This window comes from Arthrobacter sp. SPT-J7 (assembly GCF_059089965.1).
In genome coordinates this window covers 1-16,260 of sequence record NZ_JBNHFF010000053.1, presented here as the reverse complement: position 1 = coordinate 16,260, position 16,260 = coordinate 1, and the positions used below count along the sequence as shown (strand labels likewise).

At 64.6% G+C, this 16,260-nt stretch carries 13 protein-coding genes and 1 riboswitch; of the genes, 8 read left to right on the top strand and 5 right to left on the bottom strand.

Annotated features, from left to right (window positions below; genetic code table 11):
• Window positions 1-27: 27 nt before the first annotated feature.
• The gene (locus AC5RWX_RS21995; RefSeq protein ID WP_494098429.1) at window positions 28-933 is read right to left on the bottom strand and encodes a bifunctional methylenetetrahydrofolate dehydrogenase/methenyltetrahydrofolate cyclohydrolase; all 906 of its coding nucleotides are present in this window, start codon (window positions 931-933) and stop codon (window positions 28-30) included.
• A gap of 4 nt (window positions 934-937) precedes the next feature.
• Window positions 938-2,242 (bottom strand): serine hydroxymethyltransferase, encoded by a 1,305-nt coding sequence (gene glyA / locus AC5RWX_RS21990; protein ID WP_494098428.1) that lies wholly within the window; start codon window positions 2,240-2,242, stop codon window positions 938-940.
• Between the two features lie 145 nt (window positions 2,243-2,387).
• A riboswitch (ZMP/ZTP riboswitch) is annotated at window positions 2,388-2,473 on the bottom strand.
• A 43-nt stretch (window positions 2,474-2,516) separates the two neighbouring features.
• Here glyA and purU point away from each other — a divergent pair.
• The 3 genes from purU to AC5RWX_RS21975 are packed head-to-tail and all read left to right on the top strand — an operon-like array spanning window position 2,517 to window position 4,591.
• On the top strand, window positions 2,517-3,377 hold the full coding sequence (purU, locus tag AC5RWX_RS21985) for a formyltetrahydrofolate deformylase (RefSeq protein WP_494098427.1): 861 nt from the start codon (window positions 2,517-2,519) through the stop codon (window positions 3,375-3,377).
• A gap of 23 nt (window positions 3,378-3,400) precedes the next feature.
• Window positions 3,401-4,063, top strand: a complete 663-nt coding sequence (locus tag AC5RWX_RS21980; protein ID WP_494098426.1) for a class I SAM-dependent methyltransferase — start codon at window positions 3,401-3,403, stop codon at window positions 4,061-4,063.
• A 9-nt stretch (window positions 4,064-4,072) separates the two neighbouring features.
• Entirely contained in the window at window positions 4,073-4,591 is a 519-nt protein-coding gene (locus AC5RWX_RS21975) for a gamma carbonic anhydrase family protein (RefSeq protein ID WP_494098425.1), read from the top strand.
• A gap of 75 nt (window positions 4,592-4,666) precedes the next feature.
• Here AC5RWX_RS21975 and AC5RWX_RS21970 read toward each other — a convergent pair whose 3' ends face one another.
• Both AC5RWX_RS21970 and AC5RWX_RS21965 read right to left on the bottom strand, forming a co-directional pair.
• Window positions 4,667-6,400, bottom strand: coding sequence for a flavin monoamine oxidase family protein (locus AC5RWX_RS21970; RefSeq protein ID WP_494098424.1), 1,734 nt, complete (start codon window positions 6,398-6,400; stop codon window positions 4,667-4,669).
• A gap of 20 nt (window positions 6,401-6,420) precedes the next feature.
• Complete coding sequence (locus AC5RWX_RS21965) at window positions 6,421-7,944, bottom strand: amino acid permease (protein WP_494098423.1); 1,524 nt, start codon at window positions 7,942-7,944, stop codon at window positions 6,421-6,423.
• Between the two features lie 110 nt (window positions 7,945-8,054).
• Between AC5RWX_RS21965 and AC5RWX_RS21960 the strand changes: the two genes are divergently transcribed.
• Window positions 8,055-9,701, top strand: a complete 1,647-nt coding sequence (locus AC5RWX_RS21960) for a PucR family transcriptional regulator (protein ID WP_494098422.1) — start codon at window positions 8,055-8,057, stop codon at window positions 9,699-9,701.
• Here the strand turns inward: AC5RWX_RS21960 and AC5RWX_RS21955 are convergent.
• A complete protein-coding gene (locus tag AC5RWX_RS21955) occupies window positions 9,680-10,474 on the bottom strand; it encodes a nitrilase-related carbon-nitrogen hydrolase (RefSeq protein ID WP_494098421.1) in 795 nt (264 codons plus the stop codon). The two genes, AC5RWX_RS21960 and AC5RWX_RS21955, sit on opposite strands and share 22 nt — an antisense overlap.
• A gap of 201 nt (window positions 10,475-10,675) precedes the next feature.
• On the opposite strand from AC5RWX_RS21955, the gene AC5RWX_RS21950 reads away from it, so the two are divergent.
• From AC5RWX_RS21950 to AC5RWX_RS21935, 4 genes are all read left to right on the top strand, one after another.
• Window positions 10,676-11,866 (top strand): ROK family transcriptional regulator, encoded by a 1,191-nt coding sequence (locus AC5RWX_RS21950; protein WP_494098420.1) that lies wholly within the window; start codon window positions 10,676-10,678, stop codon window positions 11,864-11,866.
• 132 nt (window positions 11,867-11,998) lie between these two features.
• Window positions 11,999-13,561, top strand: coding sequence for a multiple monosaccharide ABC transporter ATP-binding protein (gene mmsA / locus AC5RWX_RS21945; RefSeq protein WP_494098419.1), 1,563 nt, complete (start codon window positions 11,999-12,001; stop codon window positions 13,559-13,561).
• Between the two features lie 44 nt (window positions 13,562-13,605).
• Window positions 13,606-14,892, top strand: coding sequence for a multiple monosaccharide ABC transporter permease (gene mmsB / locus AC5RWX_RS21940; protein ID WP_494098418.1), 1,287 nt, complete (start codon window positions 13,606-13,608; stop codon window positions 14,890-14,892).
• Window positions 14,893-14,943: 51 nt separating this feature from the next.
• Complete coding sequence (locus AC5RWX_RS21935) at window positions 14,944-16,044, top strand: substrate-binding domain-containing protein (RefSeq protein WP_494098417.1); 1,101 nt, start codon at window positions 14,944-14,946, stop codon at window positions 16,042-16,044.
• Window positions 16,045-16,260: the final 216 nt, after the last annotated feature.

The following is a 16,260-nucleotide window of genomic DNA, read 5'->3' as shown; positions in this document are numbered from 1 at the left end:
GGGCCGCCGTCGGACTTGAAGAAGGACCTACCTGGCAATTCCCGCCTGGCGTTCCGCGGCTTCCACCACGTTGGTCATCAGCAGCGCCACGGTCATTGGGCCAACACCGCCGGGGTTCGGCGAGATCCAGCCGGCCACCTCGGCAGCGGCGGGCTCGATGTCTCCGTGGACCTTGCTCTTGCCTGTCCCGGGGTCGGTTTCGCGGGTGACACCGACGTCGAGCACTGCTGCGCCCGGCTTCACGTCCGCCGCCTTGACGATGTGCTTGGCACCCGCCGCGCCCACAATGACGTCGGCCTGCCGCAGCAGTTCCGAAAGGTTCTCCGTACCGGTGTGTGTCAGGGTCACGGTGGCGTTCACAGCGCGCCGCGTGAGCAGCAGGCCGATGGAACGGCCGATGGTGACTCCACGGCCCACCACCACTACATGCTTGCCGGCGAGGCTGTAGCCGTTGCGTTCCAGCAGCTCGATGACGCCGCGGGGCGTGCACGGCAGCGGCGAGGTGATTTCGCCGTTGACGTTGAGCACCAGCCGGCCAAGATTGGTGGGGTGCAGGCCGTCGGCGTCCTTGGCGGGGTCGATGCGCTCAAGAATGGCGTCCGTGTCCAGGTGCTTGGGCAGCGGCAGCTGCACGATGTAACCGTGGCAGGCCGGGTCAGCGTTGAGTTCGTCAATCAGGGCTTCAACCTGAACCTGGGTGGCGTCCCCCGGAAGCTCACGCTGGATCGAGTTCATCCCGATCTCTTCGGACTGCTTGTGCTTCATGGACACATACAGCTGCGAAGCCGGATCCGCACCAACGAGCACCGTGGCGATGCCGGGAGTGACACCGCGTGACTTCAAGGCTGCCACGCGCTCGGTCAGCTCCGACTTGATGGCCGCGGCGGCTGCTTTGCCGTCGAGGACCCTCGCGGTCTGGGTGGTCTTAGTCATGGATTTACCACTCCTCGTGCGTCGGGTAGAGCGGGAAGTCGGCGGCGAGCTTGTCCACGCGGGACTGCAGGGCATCAATATCGACACTGCCGGAGGTGCCCTTCACGAGTGCGGTGGCGATGATTTCGGCCACCTCGGTGAACTCGGCGGCGCCGAAGCCGCGGGTTGCCAGGGCGGGGGTGCCGATGCGCAGGCCGGACGTGACCATCGGCGGGCGGGGGTCGAACGGAACGGCGTTCCGGTTGACGGTGATGCCCACGGAATGCAGGAGGTCTTCGGCCTGCTGGCCGTCCAGCTTTGAGTTGCGCAGGTCAACGAGGACGAGGTGCACGTCGGTGCCGCCGGTGAGGACGGAGACGCCGGCTTCGGCGACGTCGGCCTGGTTGAGGCGGTCAGCGATGATCCTGGCGCCTTCGAGGACGCGCTCCTGGCGCTCCTTGAATTCCTCCGTGCCGGCGATCTTGAAGGCCACGGCCTTGGCTGCGATGACGTGCATGAGCGGGCCGCCCTGCTGGCCCGGGAAGACGTTGGAGTTCAGCTTCTTGGCCCACTCCTGCTTGGCCAGGATCACACCGGAGCGCGGACCGGCGAGGGTCTTGTGCACGGTGGAGGTGACGACGTCGGAGTAGGGCACCGGGCTCGGGTGCAGCCCGGCTGCAACCAGTCCGGCGAAGTGCGCCATGTCGGTCCAGAGCAGTGCGCCAACCTCGTCGGCGATGGAACGGAAGGCAGCGAAGTCCAGGTGGCGCGGGTATGCAGACCAGCCGGCGATGATCACCTGGGGCTTCTCGGCGATGGCCTGCTCGCGGAGCTTGTCCATGTCCACGCGGAAGTTGTCTTCCTCCACCTGGTAGGCAGCCACGTTATAGAGCTTGCCGGAGAAGTTCAGCTTCATGCCGTGGGTCAGGTGGCCGCCGTGGGCTAGGGACAGGCCGAGGATCTTGTCACCGGGAGTGATCATCGCGGAGAGCGCAGCGGCGTTGGCCTGGGCGCCGGAATGCGGCTGGACGTTGGCGTATTCGGCGCCGAAGAGGGCCTTGACCCTGTCGATGGCCAGCTGCTCTGCGACGTCCACGTACTCGCAGCCGCCGTAGTAGCGGCGGCCCGGGTAGCCCTCGGCGTACTTGTTGGTCAGGACGGAGCCCTGGGCTTCCATCACTGCGCGGGGGGCGAAGTTTTCGGAAGCAATCATCTCCAGGGTGCCGCGCTGGCGGCCGAGTTCCTGGTTCAGGACTGCTGCGATTTCGGGGTCGAGCTCAGCCAGCGGCTGGTTGCTCACGGCGGTTGTTGAGGTGGCTGTAGTAGTCACGAGGAACTCCTGGCTGGGGATACGGGCACTGCTTAGGTCAGGCTACCGGCTGGCGCGCTTTTACACCGCTTTTTGACAGGGCGTGAAAGCGCAGGATGGCGCTGCAGTGCTGACGCAGGTGCAGCCCCAATTCCGGCAAGACATGACCCTCGGCCCAGGCGTACGATCCGTGGTCTTCGTGATTGCCGCTCCCTGGTGGTTAGCCACCCAACGCCAGTTGCGACGCTCCCAGCCTACCAAATCCGGGCGCCACTGCGCGGGTAGGCTTGTACGCGTGAGTGAAGAGCAGCTGAACCAAGCGTACGTAGTAACCCTGTCCTGCCCGGACCGCCCGGGAATCGTCCATGCGGTGGCCGGCGCCCTCCTGGTGGCGGGCTGCAATATTACGGATTCGCAGCAGTACGGCAGCCCCGCCACGGGCAACTTCTTCATGCGGGTAGAGGTGACGACGCCGGCTGCTGCCTCAGAGCTTCGCGCGGCTTTGGAGCCCGTCACAGAGGCCTTCGGCATGCAGTGGAGCCTCAACGGCGTGGGGCAACAGGTCCGGACCCTCGTGATGGCCAGCACCTCCGCGCACTGCCTCAACGACCTGCTGTTCCAACAGCGGTCCGGAACGTTGCCCATCGAGATCCCCGCCATTGTGTCCAACCACCGTGACCTGGCAGGACTGGCCGAGTTCTACGGGATTCCCTTCCACCACATCCCCGTCACGAAGGACACCAAGGCGCAGGCGGAGGACAAGCTCCGCGCCATCATGGCCGAGCACGACATCGAACTGACGGTCCTGGCCCGCTACATGCAGATCCTTTCCGACGAGCTCTGCACCGAGCTCACCGGCAAGGCCATCAACATCCACCACTCGTTCCTGCCGTCCTTCAAGGGCGCCAAACCGTACCACCAGGCTCATGCGCGCGGCGTGAAGCTGATCGGCGCCACCGCCCATTACGTGACGGCGGCACTGGATGAGGGCCCCATCATCGAGCAGGAAGTCATCCGCGTGGACCACGCCCGGACGCCGGAGCAGTTCGTCCAGATGGGCCGGGACGTGGAAGGCCGCACACTGGTCCAGGCGGTGCAGTGGCATGCGGAGCACCGCGTGCTGCTGGACGGCAACAGGACTGTCGTTTTCAACTAACGGCTGAGCCTCGGGGAGGCGCCATGGAAGCGGGGGTGGAGGACAGCGAGCGCCGCCTTGCCGATTTTTACAACCAGCGGGCCGCTTCCGGCGCCGACCACCCGCCGTCGCGCCACCGCGTGGAGCAGCGCAGCCGCTTTATCGCCCTGCTGAAGTCCGAAGGGCGGCACTCCGTCCTGGAAATCGGGACCGGAACCGGACTGGACGGATTGAAGTTCGTGGAGGCGGGGATCCATTACACGGGAGTGGACCTTGCGGAGGGCCAGGTCCGGCGCGCCCGTGCCAGAGGCCTTGATGTGTCGGTTGCGAGCGCCCGGAGGTTGCCGTTCCCGGACGGCACCTTCCCGGCAATGTGGTGCATGAGTACCTTGCTGCACATTCCCGGCAGGGACATCGACGCCGTCCTGGCAGAGCTTGTGCGGGTGTGCGCGCCCGACGCGCTGATCGCCGTCGGCCTTTGGTCCGGCAACGATGCGGAGGAACTGAACCCGGAGGACGACGTTGAGCCCCGCTTTTTCTGCAGGCGCACCGACGCAACGGTCAGGGAAGTCTTTGGGCGCCACGGGGCCATTGAAGAATTTGTCACATGGCCCGAGGGTACCGGCACCGAGTCCGGACCCGGCGGCGGCTACTGGACGCAGCACTACCAGTTCCTGGTCCTCCGCGCCCCTGCGCGGATGTCCTAGGCTTGGCCCATGGCTCCTCTTTACCCCTTCGCCGGTAACACCCCGGCCGTCCACGAATCCGCGTTTGTTGCACCCACGGCCTCGATCATCGGCAACGCCACCCTGGCGGAGGACTCCAGCGCCTTTTACGGTGTCTCAGTACGTGCCGACACCGCCGCCATCTCCGTCGGGGCCGGCAGCAACCTGCAGGACAATGTGGTGCTGCACGCGGACCCGGGCTTCCCCTGCACCGTGGGCGAACGGGTCAGCGTGGGGCACGCCGCCGTCGTCCATGGCTGCACGGTGGAGGACGACTGCCTGGTCGGCATGGGCGCCACCATCCTCAACGGAGCGGTGATCGGCGCCGGATCGCTCGTGGCTGCCGGCGCCGTCGTCCTGGAGGGTACCGTCGTCCCGCCGCGCTCACTGGTAGCGGGCGTGCCGGGCAAGGTCCGCCGCGAACTCACCGATGAGGAGTACCACGGCGTCCGGGCCAACGCGTCCCGCTACATCGAGCTGGCCAAGGCGCACCGGGAGATGCACGGCTAGCCCCCCACCCGCTCCCTAGCCTGGCAAGGCCGCACCGGCTGCCTGCCAGAGAACCCTGCGGGCGTGGGCCCAGGCTCAGTCCAGTGAAATAGGACCAAATTCCTCAAGCAGGTCGCCCGGTCCGGGGTTGCCCGGGGCCGAGGAGCCGCCCAAGTGGTTGACCACGCCCCACACCGCGTTCAGCCCGGTGGTGACGGCGCCTTCTGCCCATCCGGCGGTAAACGAGACGTCGTCGCCGGCCAGGAAGATGCCTCGCTGTGACTCCGGCAGGGCATCCTGCTTGAAGTGGGTGAACAGCCGCTGCTGGTAGCGGTAGTGCCCCGGCAGGTTCGCCTTGAAGGCGCCCATAAAATTAGGATCGGCTTCCCAAGAGACGGTGATGGGCTGGCCCACGATGTGCCCGGCAATGTCCACCCCGGGGTAGATCTGCTCGAGCGAATGCAGCATCAGTTCCACGCGCTCGTCAGCGTCCAGCGCCAGCCACTTCAGCGCGTCGTCGTTCCAGGTGTAGGAGAGCAGGATGACGGCTGGCTGGTCCGGCCCGTTGTCCAGCAGGTACGTGGCGCGGTTGAGCCGGTCGGTAAGAGTCATCGAGAGGACCTCGTTCCCGGTGTCCGGATCGATGTCTTTCCAGAAGGGCCGGTCCACCATCACAAACGTCTTGGAGGACTGCATGTAGTGGGAGCGCTCGATGGCGGTCCACAGTTCGGCCGGGAACAGCGCTTCCTCAGTGTGGATCCGGGTGGACAGCAGCCAGGACTGGCAGGTTGTGACAACGGCGGGGTAGCTGGCTTCGCGGCCCCAGCGTTCCCGGATCCGCAGGTTTCCGTCCGGATCACGGCTGATCCTGCCCACCGCGCCCCGCGGTGAACCAGCGTGCAGTGACGACAGCGAAGTTCCTTCGGGCCAGTGCGCCATGCCCGACGGCGCGTGCTGCCAGAGTGCCTCGGGCAGCCGCTGGGCTCCCCCGCGGATGAGCCGGTGCTGGTCGTCCGCGTCCGTGTAGACCACGCGGAGAATCTCGAGGATGGAGTTGGGGAAGTCAGTGTCCCACCCGCCGGTGCCGAAGCCCACCTGGCCGAAGGCTTCCCGGTGTGCGAACCCGGCCTGCTTGAACGACTCGCTGGCGGCGATGAAGCCGTAGAAAGTCTGCTCGTCCATCAGTGGCAGCAGTTCGTTCCACAGCTCCTTGATCCGGCCGGTGTCCCGGGACCGGATCGCGGCCTGCATCTCGACGAACTTGGCGCCGTCGTTGACGGCCGCCTTCCACGCGTCCGCCACTTCCCGGAAGAACGGCGGAAGGTCGCTTGGTTTTTCCGCATAGTGTTTCTGGCCGGCCAGCTCGATCACCGTGCTGGAGGTGGCCGGGGAAAGCGGGTTGGGGAATTCATCGGTTTCCAGGCCCAGCAGGTCCACATAGTGGTAGAACGCCTTGCCGGATTCCGGGAAGCGCATCCCGCCGAGGTCCGCCACCACGCCGGGAGCTGCCGGGAACGAGGCAGTGCGCAGGCGCCCGCCGATCCGGTCGGCCTCGTATACCACGGGCCGCAGCCCCAGCTTCATCAGTTCATAAGCGGTCACCAGGCCCGAAAGGCCTGCTCCGATGACGGCAACTTTCGTCCCCAGCAGTTCGGGCGGCACGCTTCCCAGGCCGTCCGGGTGGGCGAGGTAGTGGTCGTAGCTGAATGGGAAGTCCGGGTTCAGCATGGTGATGGGAGCCGCGCCGGCGCTGCCGGGAGCCGGAGCTGCAGCGGAAGTGGCCGAGGTGCTGGACGGGTCGGATGCCGGCAGTTCGGTGGCGATGGTCATGGAAGTTCTGCCTTCGTCGGTTAGGGGGTTTGCTGGGTTGAGAGTTGTGGTTCGGACAACTCGCGGTATTCCGCGTTGCTGAGGGCGGCCACCCGTGAGTTCCGGCGTCCGTAGCCGAAGTAGGCGGCCACACCCACCAGCATCCAGAGGGCGAAGACCACCCAGGTGTCCGCGCCCAGGTTGGCCATCAGGTAGGCGCACATTGCCGCGCCGAGGATGGGCGTGAGCGGGAAGAAGGGCACGCGGAAGGTCCGCTCCAGCTCCGGCCGGGTGCGGCGGAGGTAGATGACGGCCACGTTCACCAGGGCGAACGCAAACAGCGTGCCGATGCTGGTGGCGTCGGCGAGCGCGCCCAGCGGCACCAGGCCTGCAGTCAGTGCGACGGCGACCCCTACCAGGAGGGTCCCTGCGACGGGAGTGCCGGTTCGGCGGGAAACGCGGCTGAAGACCTTGGGGATGAGTCCGTCACGGGACATCGACAGCAGGATCCGGGTCTGCCCGTAGAGAACCGTCAGGACGATGCTGGCGATGGCAAGGACGGCGCCCACTGCGAAGATGAGTGCGATCCACGGCTGGCCCGTGGTTTCCTCAAGGATCTTGACCAGGGCGGCCTCGGTTCCGTCGAACCAGCCCCACGGCCTGGCACCAATGGCGGCGACGGCCACGAGGACGTAGATGGTGGTGACAATGAGCATGGACAACATGATGGCCCTTGGCAGGTCGCGCTTGGGGTTCCGGGCTTCCTCACCGGCGGTGGAGGCTGCGTCGAAGCCGATGTAGGAAAAGAAGACGCGGGAAGCCGCAGCTGAGACACCTGCGGCGCCCATAGGCAGCAGGGGTTCAAAGTTGCCTGCATTGAAGGCCGTGAAGGCCACAGCGCAGAAGAAAAGCAGGATGCCCACCTTCACCACCACGATGGAGGTGTTGATCCAGGCGCTCTCCTTGGCACCGCGCACCAGCAGGATGGTTGCGAGCACCACGATGACCATGGCCGGGATATTGACCACTCCGCCGTCGCCGGGCGGCTGGGAGACTGCATCGGGGAGGACGGAGCCGAAAACGGCAAGCGTTTCATTGACGTACTGTCCGGCACCCACCGCCACTGCGGCCACGGATACTGCGTACTCCAGCACCAGGCACCAGCCGCAGATCCACGCCATCCCCTCGCCCATGGTGGCGTAAGTGTAGGAATAGCTGGAGCCGGCGACGGGTACCAATCCGGCCATCTCGGCATAGGACACAGCGGACAGCAGCGCTGCCAGGCCGGCGATCGCGAACGAAATCCAGATGGCGGGACCGGCGAGCGGAACGGATTCACCGAGGATCACCAGGATGCCGGTGCCAAGCGTTGCCCCTACGGAGATCATGGTCAGCTGCAGGACACCGAAGCTGCGGACCAGGCGGGGACCTCCGCCGTTGCTTTCTGCCTCGTTGACCATCTGGGCGATTGGCTTGCGGCGCAGCAGCTGGGCGCCCAGTGCGGGACGGGCCGTTGTTCCGGTCGCGCCGTCCGGGGCCTGGCCGGAGAGTGTAGGCACAGTCATCGTTGACGTCCGTTCGTGTGGTTGGCTGGTTGAACTCGTTTTCCCCTCACCCACAGTAGGGGTGTGAGCCGCATCTCAAGGAGGTGCAAAGTGACCTATAGTGTTCACTCATGAGACGTAATGCACCAGCTATCGACGGTAGTCCCGACCAGCTGGACGCGGTAACGCTGGGACAGTTCCTTGCAGCACTGCCCTCCGAAGTAAGGATGGTTCACGACGCAGGGAACGGCCAGGCGCCCCTGCGCTGGGTGGAGCCGAGCGAGTTGGAAGACCCCACCCCATATCTGCTGGACGGCGAGTTTGTCCTCACTGCAGGCCTGCCGTTCCGTGACGGCGGATACGGCGATGCCGGCTCCGACAGGAGCCGCAGTACTTCCAGGGTGCAGGAGTATGTCCGCCGGCTGGTCGATGCAGGAGTGGCCGCCCTGGGCTTTGGCCTGCAGCCTTATTACGACGACGTTCCGGACCACGTGGTGGCTGCCTGCCGGCAGTACGGGCTCACTTTGGTGGAGGTGCCGGCCAGCGTGCCGTTTGCCGCCCTGGGCCTGGAATTCTCCAAACTGCTTGAATCCGGCAATGCGCAGGTGTTCCGGCAGCTGGCCGAAACCAACCGCCACCTCATGCGGGCAGTGCTTTCAGCCCGGCCAGAGCACGAGCTGCTGGCGGCACTGATCCAGCGCGTTCCAGTGTGGGCCGTCCTCTTCGGGGCTGACGGCCGCGTGCGCGCCCGCGGGGGTGCCGCCGTCGACACTGCCCGGCTTCAGCCCCTCCTCAAGAAACTCCTTACCGGGAGCGGCCCCCGCGTGGAAACGGAAACCTTCGACGCTCCGGGCTCGGCGCTGGTGTTCGGCCACCCGCTCCGCAGCACCAAGGACGCTACCTTGGGCAGCTTGGTGCTGGGCGCGGACAAGGCCCTGACCCCCGCGCAGAACAGTGTGGTCTCATCCGTTGTGGGGCTTCTTGAGCTCCTGGTCCGCCAACGCACCAGCGGTTCCCTGGCGCCCAGCCAGCTCGCCACCGCCCTGCTCCTGCACCCCGAGAGCCTGGCCGCCGGCAACACCCGGCAACTGAACGTACTGAAGGACCTGTTGGCGCAAAGCGTCGCCGGTACGCGGTCCGGTCCGGTCCGGGTGGTTCAGGGCCTGCGGGGGGCCGGTGCCCCCGCCTCGGAGGACGGGCCCGTGCGGGAGCTGCTGCAGTGGCGCCGGATATTCGACAGCAAGATGGTGGAGCTGACCGATTACGGATTCGCGGCAGTCACCCGGCTGAAGGTGGATGAACAGTTGATCGCCGAGGTGGAGCAGCTGGGCTGGCGCCTGGTGGTGGGTGAGCAGACTGAACTGTCCGGCTTGCCGGAAACCTACCGGCGGGCAACGTCGCTTCGTCCCCGCGTGCTGGCCACGGGGAAAAGCGCGCGGGTGGACGAGGTGACCTGGTCCGTGACCGGCCTGCTGGGTGACGAGGCCGGGACCATTCTGGCAGGAAAGCTCTTGGCGCCGGTCCTGGAACTGGAGCCCGAACGCCGTGATGTCCAGCTCCGCGTTCTCCGGTCCTGGCTGGCGGCGAACGGAAGTTGGGACGCCACGGCCAAGGATCTGGGCCTGCACCGGAACAGCGTGCGGCGGCAGGTGAATGCTATCGCGGAACTGTTGGAGATGGATCTTGGCCAGGCCCAGTCGCGGGCAGAGCTTTGGATTGCGCTGCAGTATACGGACGGCCTGGTAGCGGAAAACCCTCAGCCGCCCCAGGAGCGGTAGAGATCAGGCCGCCGTTCGGTGAGGTACGGCACGTCGCCGCGTGCACTGGCGGCGGCGCCCTCGTCCAGCTCAGCGAAAAGGAGCTGCGGTTCCTCGCCGGCCGCGGCCAGCAACCTGCCGTCCGGCCCGGCGATGACGCTGCCGCCGAGGAACCTGCAGCCCTCCTCGACGCCTGCGTGGTTGGCGTAGGCGATGGACAGCTGGCTTTCCAGCGCCCGCGCCCGCAGCAACACCTGCGGAACGTCGTCATAGCCGTGAGCCAGTGCAGTCGGCACCAGGAGCAGCTCGGCTCCGGCAACGGCGGCAGCCCGGACTGCCTCGGGGAATTCAACGTCATAGCAGATCACCATGGAGGTCCGGACACCATGGAATTCCACGACGGCGGGAGGCTGGGCCGCCGGGCTGAAGGCAGCACGTTCGTCCGGACCGAAAAGGTGCACCTTGGCATAGCTGAGCAGAGCGTCACCGCCGGCATCAAGCAGGGTTGCACTGATCTGCCACTCCCCTTGCCCGGTGAGCTGGGGAAGGCTGTACACCAGGCCGATGCGGTGGCGGCGCGAGATATTGGCAAGCTTCGCACGCAGCCCGGGCAGGGAGTTGGGATCCAGCTCTGCGCGGACCCGGCGCGGTGCGTAACCCACGGGAAAGAGTTCGGGTGTCACCAGGACGGCAGCCCCGGCAGATGCAGCGGCCTCAGCCGCTGCCTCGATAGCTGCACAGTTGGCATCCACATCCATAACAACAGCGTTCGCCTGCAGGAGTGCCAGCAACACGGCGGCCACCTTCCATCGTTGGAACAGGCCTCAGATCTAGCCCTGACATCAGACTAGCGACGGCCGCGCTGGACGAACGGGGTCTTTTGCACCTCCTCCCCCACACCCGCGGGCAGATTATCCTGATCTCCGCAAGCCCTCGCAGACCTCATTGCGTTAACTTCTTGACTACAAGAGTTCGGATGAGGCAACCTTTCAAGCATGCCCGCAACTTCGCGCTCAACGAGGAGCAAACCCAAGAATCCCGGCTCGCAATCCGCGCTCAGGCAACTGAACCAGCAGCGGATTATCGAGTCGCTGATGGGCGGGCCGTCCACCCAGGCGGAACTGGCCCGACAGACCGGGCTCTCCACCGCCACCGTCTCCAATATCGTGAAAATCATGCTCGACTCGGGCCTGGCATCCACGGAGCCGATCACCAGTTCCGGCCGGCGGGCGCTCAACGTCAGGCTCAACAGCAACGGCGCGGTGGCAGTCGGCATTGACTTCGGCCGCAGGCATCTGCGGGTGGTCCTCGCTTCGCTGAGCTATCACGTTATCGCCGAGGAATCAGTGACGCTGCCGCTGGGGCACCAGGCCGAGGAGGGCATCCAGGCGGCGGTGGTACTGCTCGAGAAACTCCTGCGGGAAAGAAGCATCGCGCGCAGCGCCGTAGTGGGCGCCGGGGTGGGAATTCCCGGGCCCATTGACCGGCGCACCGGCACCGTGGCCCAGGGAGCCATCCTTCCCGAATGGGTGGGCATCAACATTCTCCAGCACTTGGAGGAAAGGCTGAAAATTCCCGTCTTCGTTGACAACGACGCAAATCTCGGGGCATGGTCCGAGGTGACCTGGGGCCAGCACACCGGGGTCAGCAACCTGCTGTTCCTCAAGATCGGGTCCGGCATCGGGGCGGGCCTGATCCTCAACGGGGCACCCTATTACGGCAACGTGGGCATCACGGGCGAAATCGGCCATGAAACCATCCATGAACAAGGCCTCGTGTGCCGCTGTGGCAACCGCGGATGCTTAGAGACGATCGCTTCCACCACCACGATGATCGAACTCCTCAGCCGTGGTGAGGACCGTCCACTCACTACTGCGGACATCGTGCGCAAGGCCTTGGCGCGTGACTCCGCAACCCTCCGGGTGCTCGACGACGCCGGGCTCGCCGTCGGCAGGGCACTCGGAAACGTCGCCAACCTCATCAACCCTGAAGTGATTGTGGTCGGAGGGCCCTTGGCGGGCCTGGGCCACCTCCTCCTGGACCCCATCAAGCGGGGCCTGGTGAGGCATGCCGTTCCGGTAATCGGTGAGACTACAAAGTTGGCGATGTCCTCCCTGGGCGACCGTGCGGAAGCCCTGGGAGCGGCCGCGCTGGTGTTCCAACACGCCGGGATCCGAAAGACCTAGGCCGTTTCGTTACCCGCGATATGCGTTAAAGACTTGACGACAACCGGCGTGATCCAGTTTACTTTTGCATCAGACGGCCCTGCGCTTTGCCGGCCGGACAAAGAAGTCATTGCATTGGAGGGTTAGGGCAACATGACGTCCCAGACCACGCAAACCGACCCGATCATCCTTGAGATGCGGTCAATCACCAAGGAATTCCCCGGCGTTAAAGCGTTGGATAACGTGAGCCTGCGGGTGAAGGCCGGCGAGATCCACGCCATTTGCGGCGAGAACGGCGCCGGCAAGTCCACCTTGATGAAGGTCCTTTCGGGCGTTTACCCCTACGGCAGCTACGACGGCGACATCGTCTACCAGAACCAGGTCCAGCAGTTCCGGGACATCCGTGCCAGCGAACATGCGGGCATCGTGATCATCCACCAGGAACTCGCGCTGATCCCGGAGCTCTCCATCATGGAGAACATCTTCCTCGGCAACGAGCCCACAAAACGTGGGGTCATCAACTGGGCCGAAGCCCGGCTGCGGTCCCTGGACCTGCTGGCCCGGGTGGGACTGCGCGAGGACCCTGACACGCCCATCAAGGAAATCGGCGTCGGCAAGCAGCAGCTCGTGGAAATCGCCAAAGCGCTCAACAAGTCGGTAAAAATTCTCATCCTGGACGAACCCACCGCCGCGCTGAACGAGTCCGATTCCCAGCACCTGCTGGACCTGATGCTGGGCCTGAAGGCGAAGGGCATTACGTCCATCATCATCTCGCACAAGCTCAATGAGATTGAACAGATCGCCGATTCCATCACCATCATCCGCGACGGCAAATCCATCGAAACCCTTGACGTCAAGGCTGACGGGGTGGACGAGGACAGGATCATCAAGGGCATGGTGGGGCGGACGCTGGAATCCCGCTTCCCCGAGCACACGCCGAAAATCGGCGAAGTGTTCTTTGAAGTGAAGAATTGGACAGTGGCCCACCCCACTGTTCCTGACCGCCTCGTGTGCAAGAACTCGAGCTTCTACGTCCGTCGCGGCGAGATTGTGGGCTTCGCGGGTTTGATGGGCGCCGGCCGCACCGAGCTCGCCCGCTCCGTTTTTGGCCGGTCCTACGGCCGGTTCATCAGTGGCCAGATCTACAAGGACGGCAAGGAGATTACCCTCAAATCCGTCCGGCAGGCGATTGACGCCGGTCTGGGCTATGTCACCGAGGACCGCAAGTCCCTGGGACTGAACCTGCTCGACGACATTAAGACCACCACGGTGGCAGCCAACCTTCGCAAGATCAGCCACAACATGGTGGTAGACCCAAACCAGGAATTCACCGTGGCGGAGCAGTACCGCAAATCCCTGCGTACCAAGACGCCGTCAGTGGAGGAAGGCGTGGCCAAACTTTCCGGCGGCAACCAGCAGAAAGTGGTCCTCGCGAAGTGGATGTTCACCGATCCTGACCTGCTGATCCTGGATGAACCGACCCGCGGCATTGACGTCGGAGCCAAGTACGAGATCTACGGCATCATCCAGCAGCTCGCCAACCAGGGCAAGGGAGTAATTGTCATCTCCTCGGAGCTCCCCGAGCTCCTGGGCCTGTCCGACCGGATCTACACGATTTTCGAAGGAGCCATCACCGGTGTCCTGAACAAAGACGAGGCCAGCCAGGAAAGCCTGATGAAACTAATGACCTCCGCCCGCAAAGCCGAAGCCGCCTGACCCTCTGGATCCTCCAGAACCTTCCGGACACAAGGACTGACACCATGAACGCCCTCAAAAAGCTGTTTGGCGGCAACACCCGTCAATTCGGCATGATCTTCGCCCTGGTGGCATTGATCATCTTCTTCCAGATCGCCACCGACGGCCGCACGCTCACCCCCGGCAACGTCATCAACCTCTTCAACGGCAACTCCTACATCCTGATCCTGGCCATCGGCATGGTCCTGGTCATCATTGCCGGCCATATCGACCTCTCCGTAGGTTCCGTAGCAGCATTCGTGGGCGTCACAGTTGCACTGGCCATCCGCGACTGGGGCATCCCCTGGTACGCCGGCGTCCTGCTGGGGCTGGTGCTGGGTGCATTGATTGGCGCTTGGCAGGGCTGGTGGACGGCGTACGTGGGGATACCCGCGTTCATCGTCACCCTTGCCGGCATGCTCCTGTTCCGCGGCTTCAACCAGTTTGTTGGCAAGTCCAACACCATCCCGGTCCCCAGTGATTTCCAGTACCTTGGATCGGGCTACCTACCCGAGGTAGGCCCGAACACAGGCTTCAACAACCTCACCCTGTTGTTGGGCATCGCCGCCGCAGCATTCGTTGTGGTCGGCGAGCTGCGCTCGAGGGCACGCGCCAAGGCTTTGGGTGCCGAGGTTCCGGAAATGTGGGTGACCGTCCTGAAGCTTGTCCTGATCTGCGGCGCCATCCTCTATGCCACCTACCTCTTCGCAACAGGCCGCCCGGGCACGTCCTTCCCCATCCCCGGCCTGATCCTGGCCGTACTGGTCCTGCTCTATGGCTTCATCTCCTCCCGCACCATCCTGGGCCGCCACGTGTACGCCGTCGGCGGCAACCGCCATGCAGCGGAGCTCTCCGGCGTTCAATCCAAGAAGGTCAATTTCCTGGTCATGATGAACATGTCGATCCTCGCCGGCCTGGCCGGCATGATCTTCGTGGGCCGCTCCACCGCATCGGGTCCTTTCGACGGCGTGGGCTGGGAACTGGACGCCATTGCGGCTGTCTTCATCGGCGGTGCTGCGGTCACCGGCGGCGTGGGCACGGTCGTCGGCTCCATCATCGGCGGCCTGGTCATGGCCGTCCTGAACAACGGCCTGCAGCTGCTCGGCGTCGGGGCCGACCTCACCCAGATCATTAAGGGTTTGGTGCTCCTGATCGCCGTCGCCTTCGACGTCTACAACAAGAGCCAGGGCAAAAAGTCAATCATCGGCTTGCTGACCCAGAACTTCAACCGTCCCTCCGGCGGCGGCCCCAGCAATCCGCTCCAGCCCGACGAAACCACCTCCACCAAGGAAGCGATCGCCAGGGAAGCCTGAGCCTTACAGCCTGAACAGCGTTACACCACCACAAAGAAAGAGAACCAACAAATGCGAATGATTGGTAAAGCAGGAAAGGCCGCAGCAGTTGCTGCCATCGCAGCACTGGCGCTGACGGGCTGCGGACGCTCGGAAACCGGCACGGGCGGAGGAACCGAGGGCGGCGCAGGAGGGTTCGAACAGAGCTCCTCCATCGGCGTCGCGCTCCCGCAAAAAACCAGTGAGAACTGGGTGCTTGCAGAAAAGCTGTTCAATGACGGCCTGAACGGGGCCGGGTTCAAAGCTGACGTGCAGTTCGCCAACGGCGGCGTGTCCGAGCAGCAGAACCAGATCAGCGCCATGGTCACCAAGGGTGCCAAGGTCATTATCGTCGGCGCTATCGACGGCTCACAGCTGGGTACCCAGCTGAAGCAGGCCAAGGACGCCGGCGCTACGATCATCGCCTACGACCGCCTGTTGCTGAACACCGAAAACGTGGACTACTACGTGGCCTACGACAACTTCAAGGTGGGCGAGCTTCAGGGCCAGGCACTGCTCGAAGGGCTCCAGGCCAAGAAGCCGGACGGCCCTTACAACATCGAGTTGTTCGCCGGTTCCCCCGACGACGCCAACGCCAAGGTCTTTTTTGACGGCGCCATGAGCGTCCTGCAGCCGAAGATCGACGACGGTACCCTGAAGGTCCTCTCCGGCCAGACCAGCTTTGAACAGGCTGTCACCCAGGGCTGGAAGGCCGAGAACGCCCAGCGCCGCGCAGACACGCTGCTCACGGGCAGCTACACCAGCGAATCCCTGGACGGTGTCCTTTCCCCGAACGACACCCTTGCCCGTGCAGTCCTCACCTCCGTCAAGGCCGCTGGCAAGCCGACCCCTGTTATCACCGGGCAGGACTCCGAAGTTGAGTCTGTGAAGTCCATCATGGCGGGCGAGCAGTACTCCACCATCAACAAGGACACCCGCAAGCTCGTTGAGCATGCCATCACCATGGTGAAGGACCTCCAGGCCGGCAAGACGCCTGAAATCAACGACAAGGACTCCTACAACAACGGCGTCAAGACCGTTCCGGCCTACCTGCTGGAGCCGGTCATCGTCACCGCTGCCAACGTGAAGACGGCATACGCGGGTGATCCGGTACTCGAACCGATCACCAAGTAAGCACTCTGATCACTGGAAAAGCCCGGTCCCCGTCTTCATCTCGGGGGCCGGGCTTCTCCGTGTCCCCTCCGGCAGTCCCCGTCCCACTGCTTTCCAACACTCCATCACGTGATGCGCCCTCTCCACTGACCCTCCGACACCTTTCGTCCTTCTTTGTCCGACCATCCATCACTTCCTGCAGGTAATATGCGGAACGCTCGCGCACTGCGGTGAGAG

Coding starts and splice junctions, on each gene's coding strand:
- AC5RWX_RS21995 (WP_494098429.1), bottom strand. CDS start 933: ATGACTAAGACCACCCAGACCGCGAGGGTCCTCGACGGCAAAGCAGCC.
- AC5RWX_RS21980 (WP_494098426.1), top strand. CDS start 3,401: ATGGAAGCGGGGGTGGAGGACAGCGAGCGCCGCCTTGCCGATTTTTAC.
- AC5RWX_RS21975 (WP_494098425.1), top strand. CDS start 4,073: ATGGCTCCTCTTTACCCCTTCGCCGGTAACACCCCGGCCGTCCACGAA.
- AC5RWX_RS21970 (WP_494098424.1), bottom strand. CDS start 6,400: ATGACCATCGCCACCGAACTGCCGGCATCCGACCCGTCCAGCACCTCG.
- AC5RWX_RS21965 (WP_494098423.1), bottom strand. CDS start 7,944: ATGACTGTGCCTACACTCTCCGGCCAGGCCCCGGACGGCGCGACCGGA.
- AC5RWX_RS21960 (WP_494098422.1), top strand. CDS start 8,055: ATGAGACGTAATGCACCAGCTATCGACGGTAGTCCCGACCAGCTGGAC.
- AC5RWX_RS21950 (WP_494098420.1), top strand. CDS start 10,676: ATGCCCGCAACTTCGCGCTCAACGAGGAGCAAACCCAAGAATCCCGGC.
- mmsA (WP_494098419.1), top strand. CDS start 11,999: ATGACGTCCCAGACCACGCAAACCGACCCGATCATCCTTGAGATGCGG.
- mmsB (WP_494098418.1), top strand. CDS start 13,606: ATGAACGCCCTCAAAAAGCTGTTTGGCGGCAACACCCGTCAATTCGGC.
- AC5RWX_RS21935 (WP_494098417.1), top strand. CDS start 14,944: ATGCGAATGATTGGTAAAGCAGGAAAGGCCGCAGCAGTTGCTGCCATC.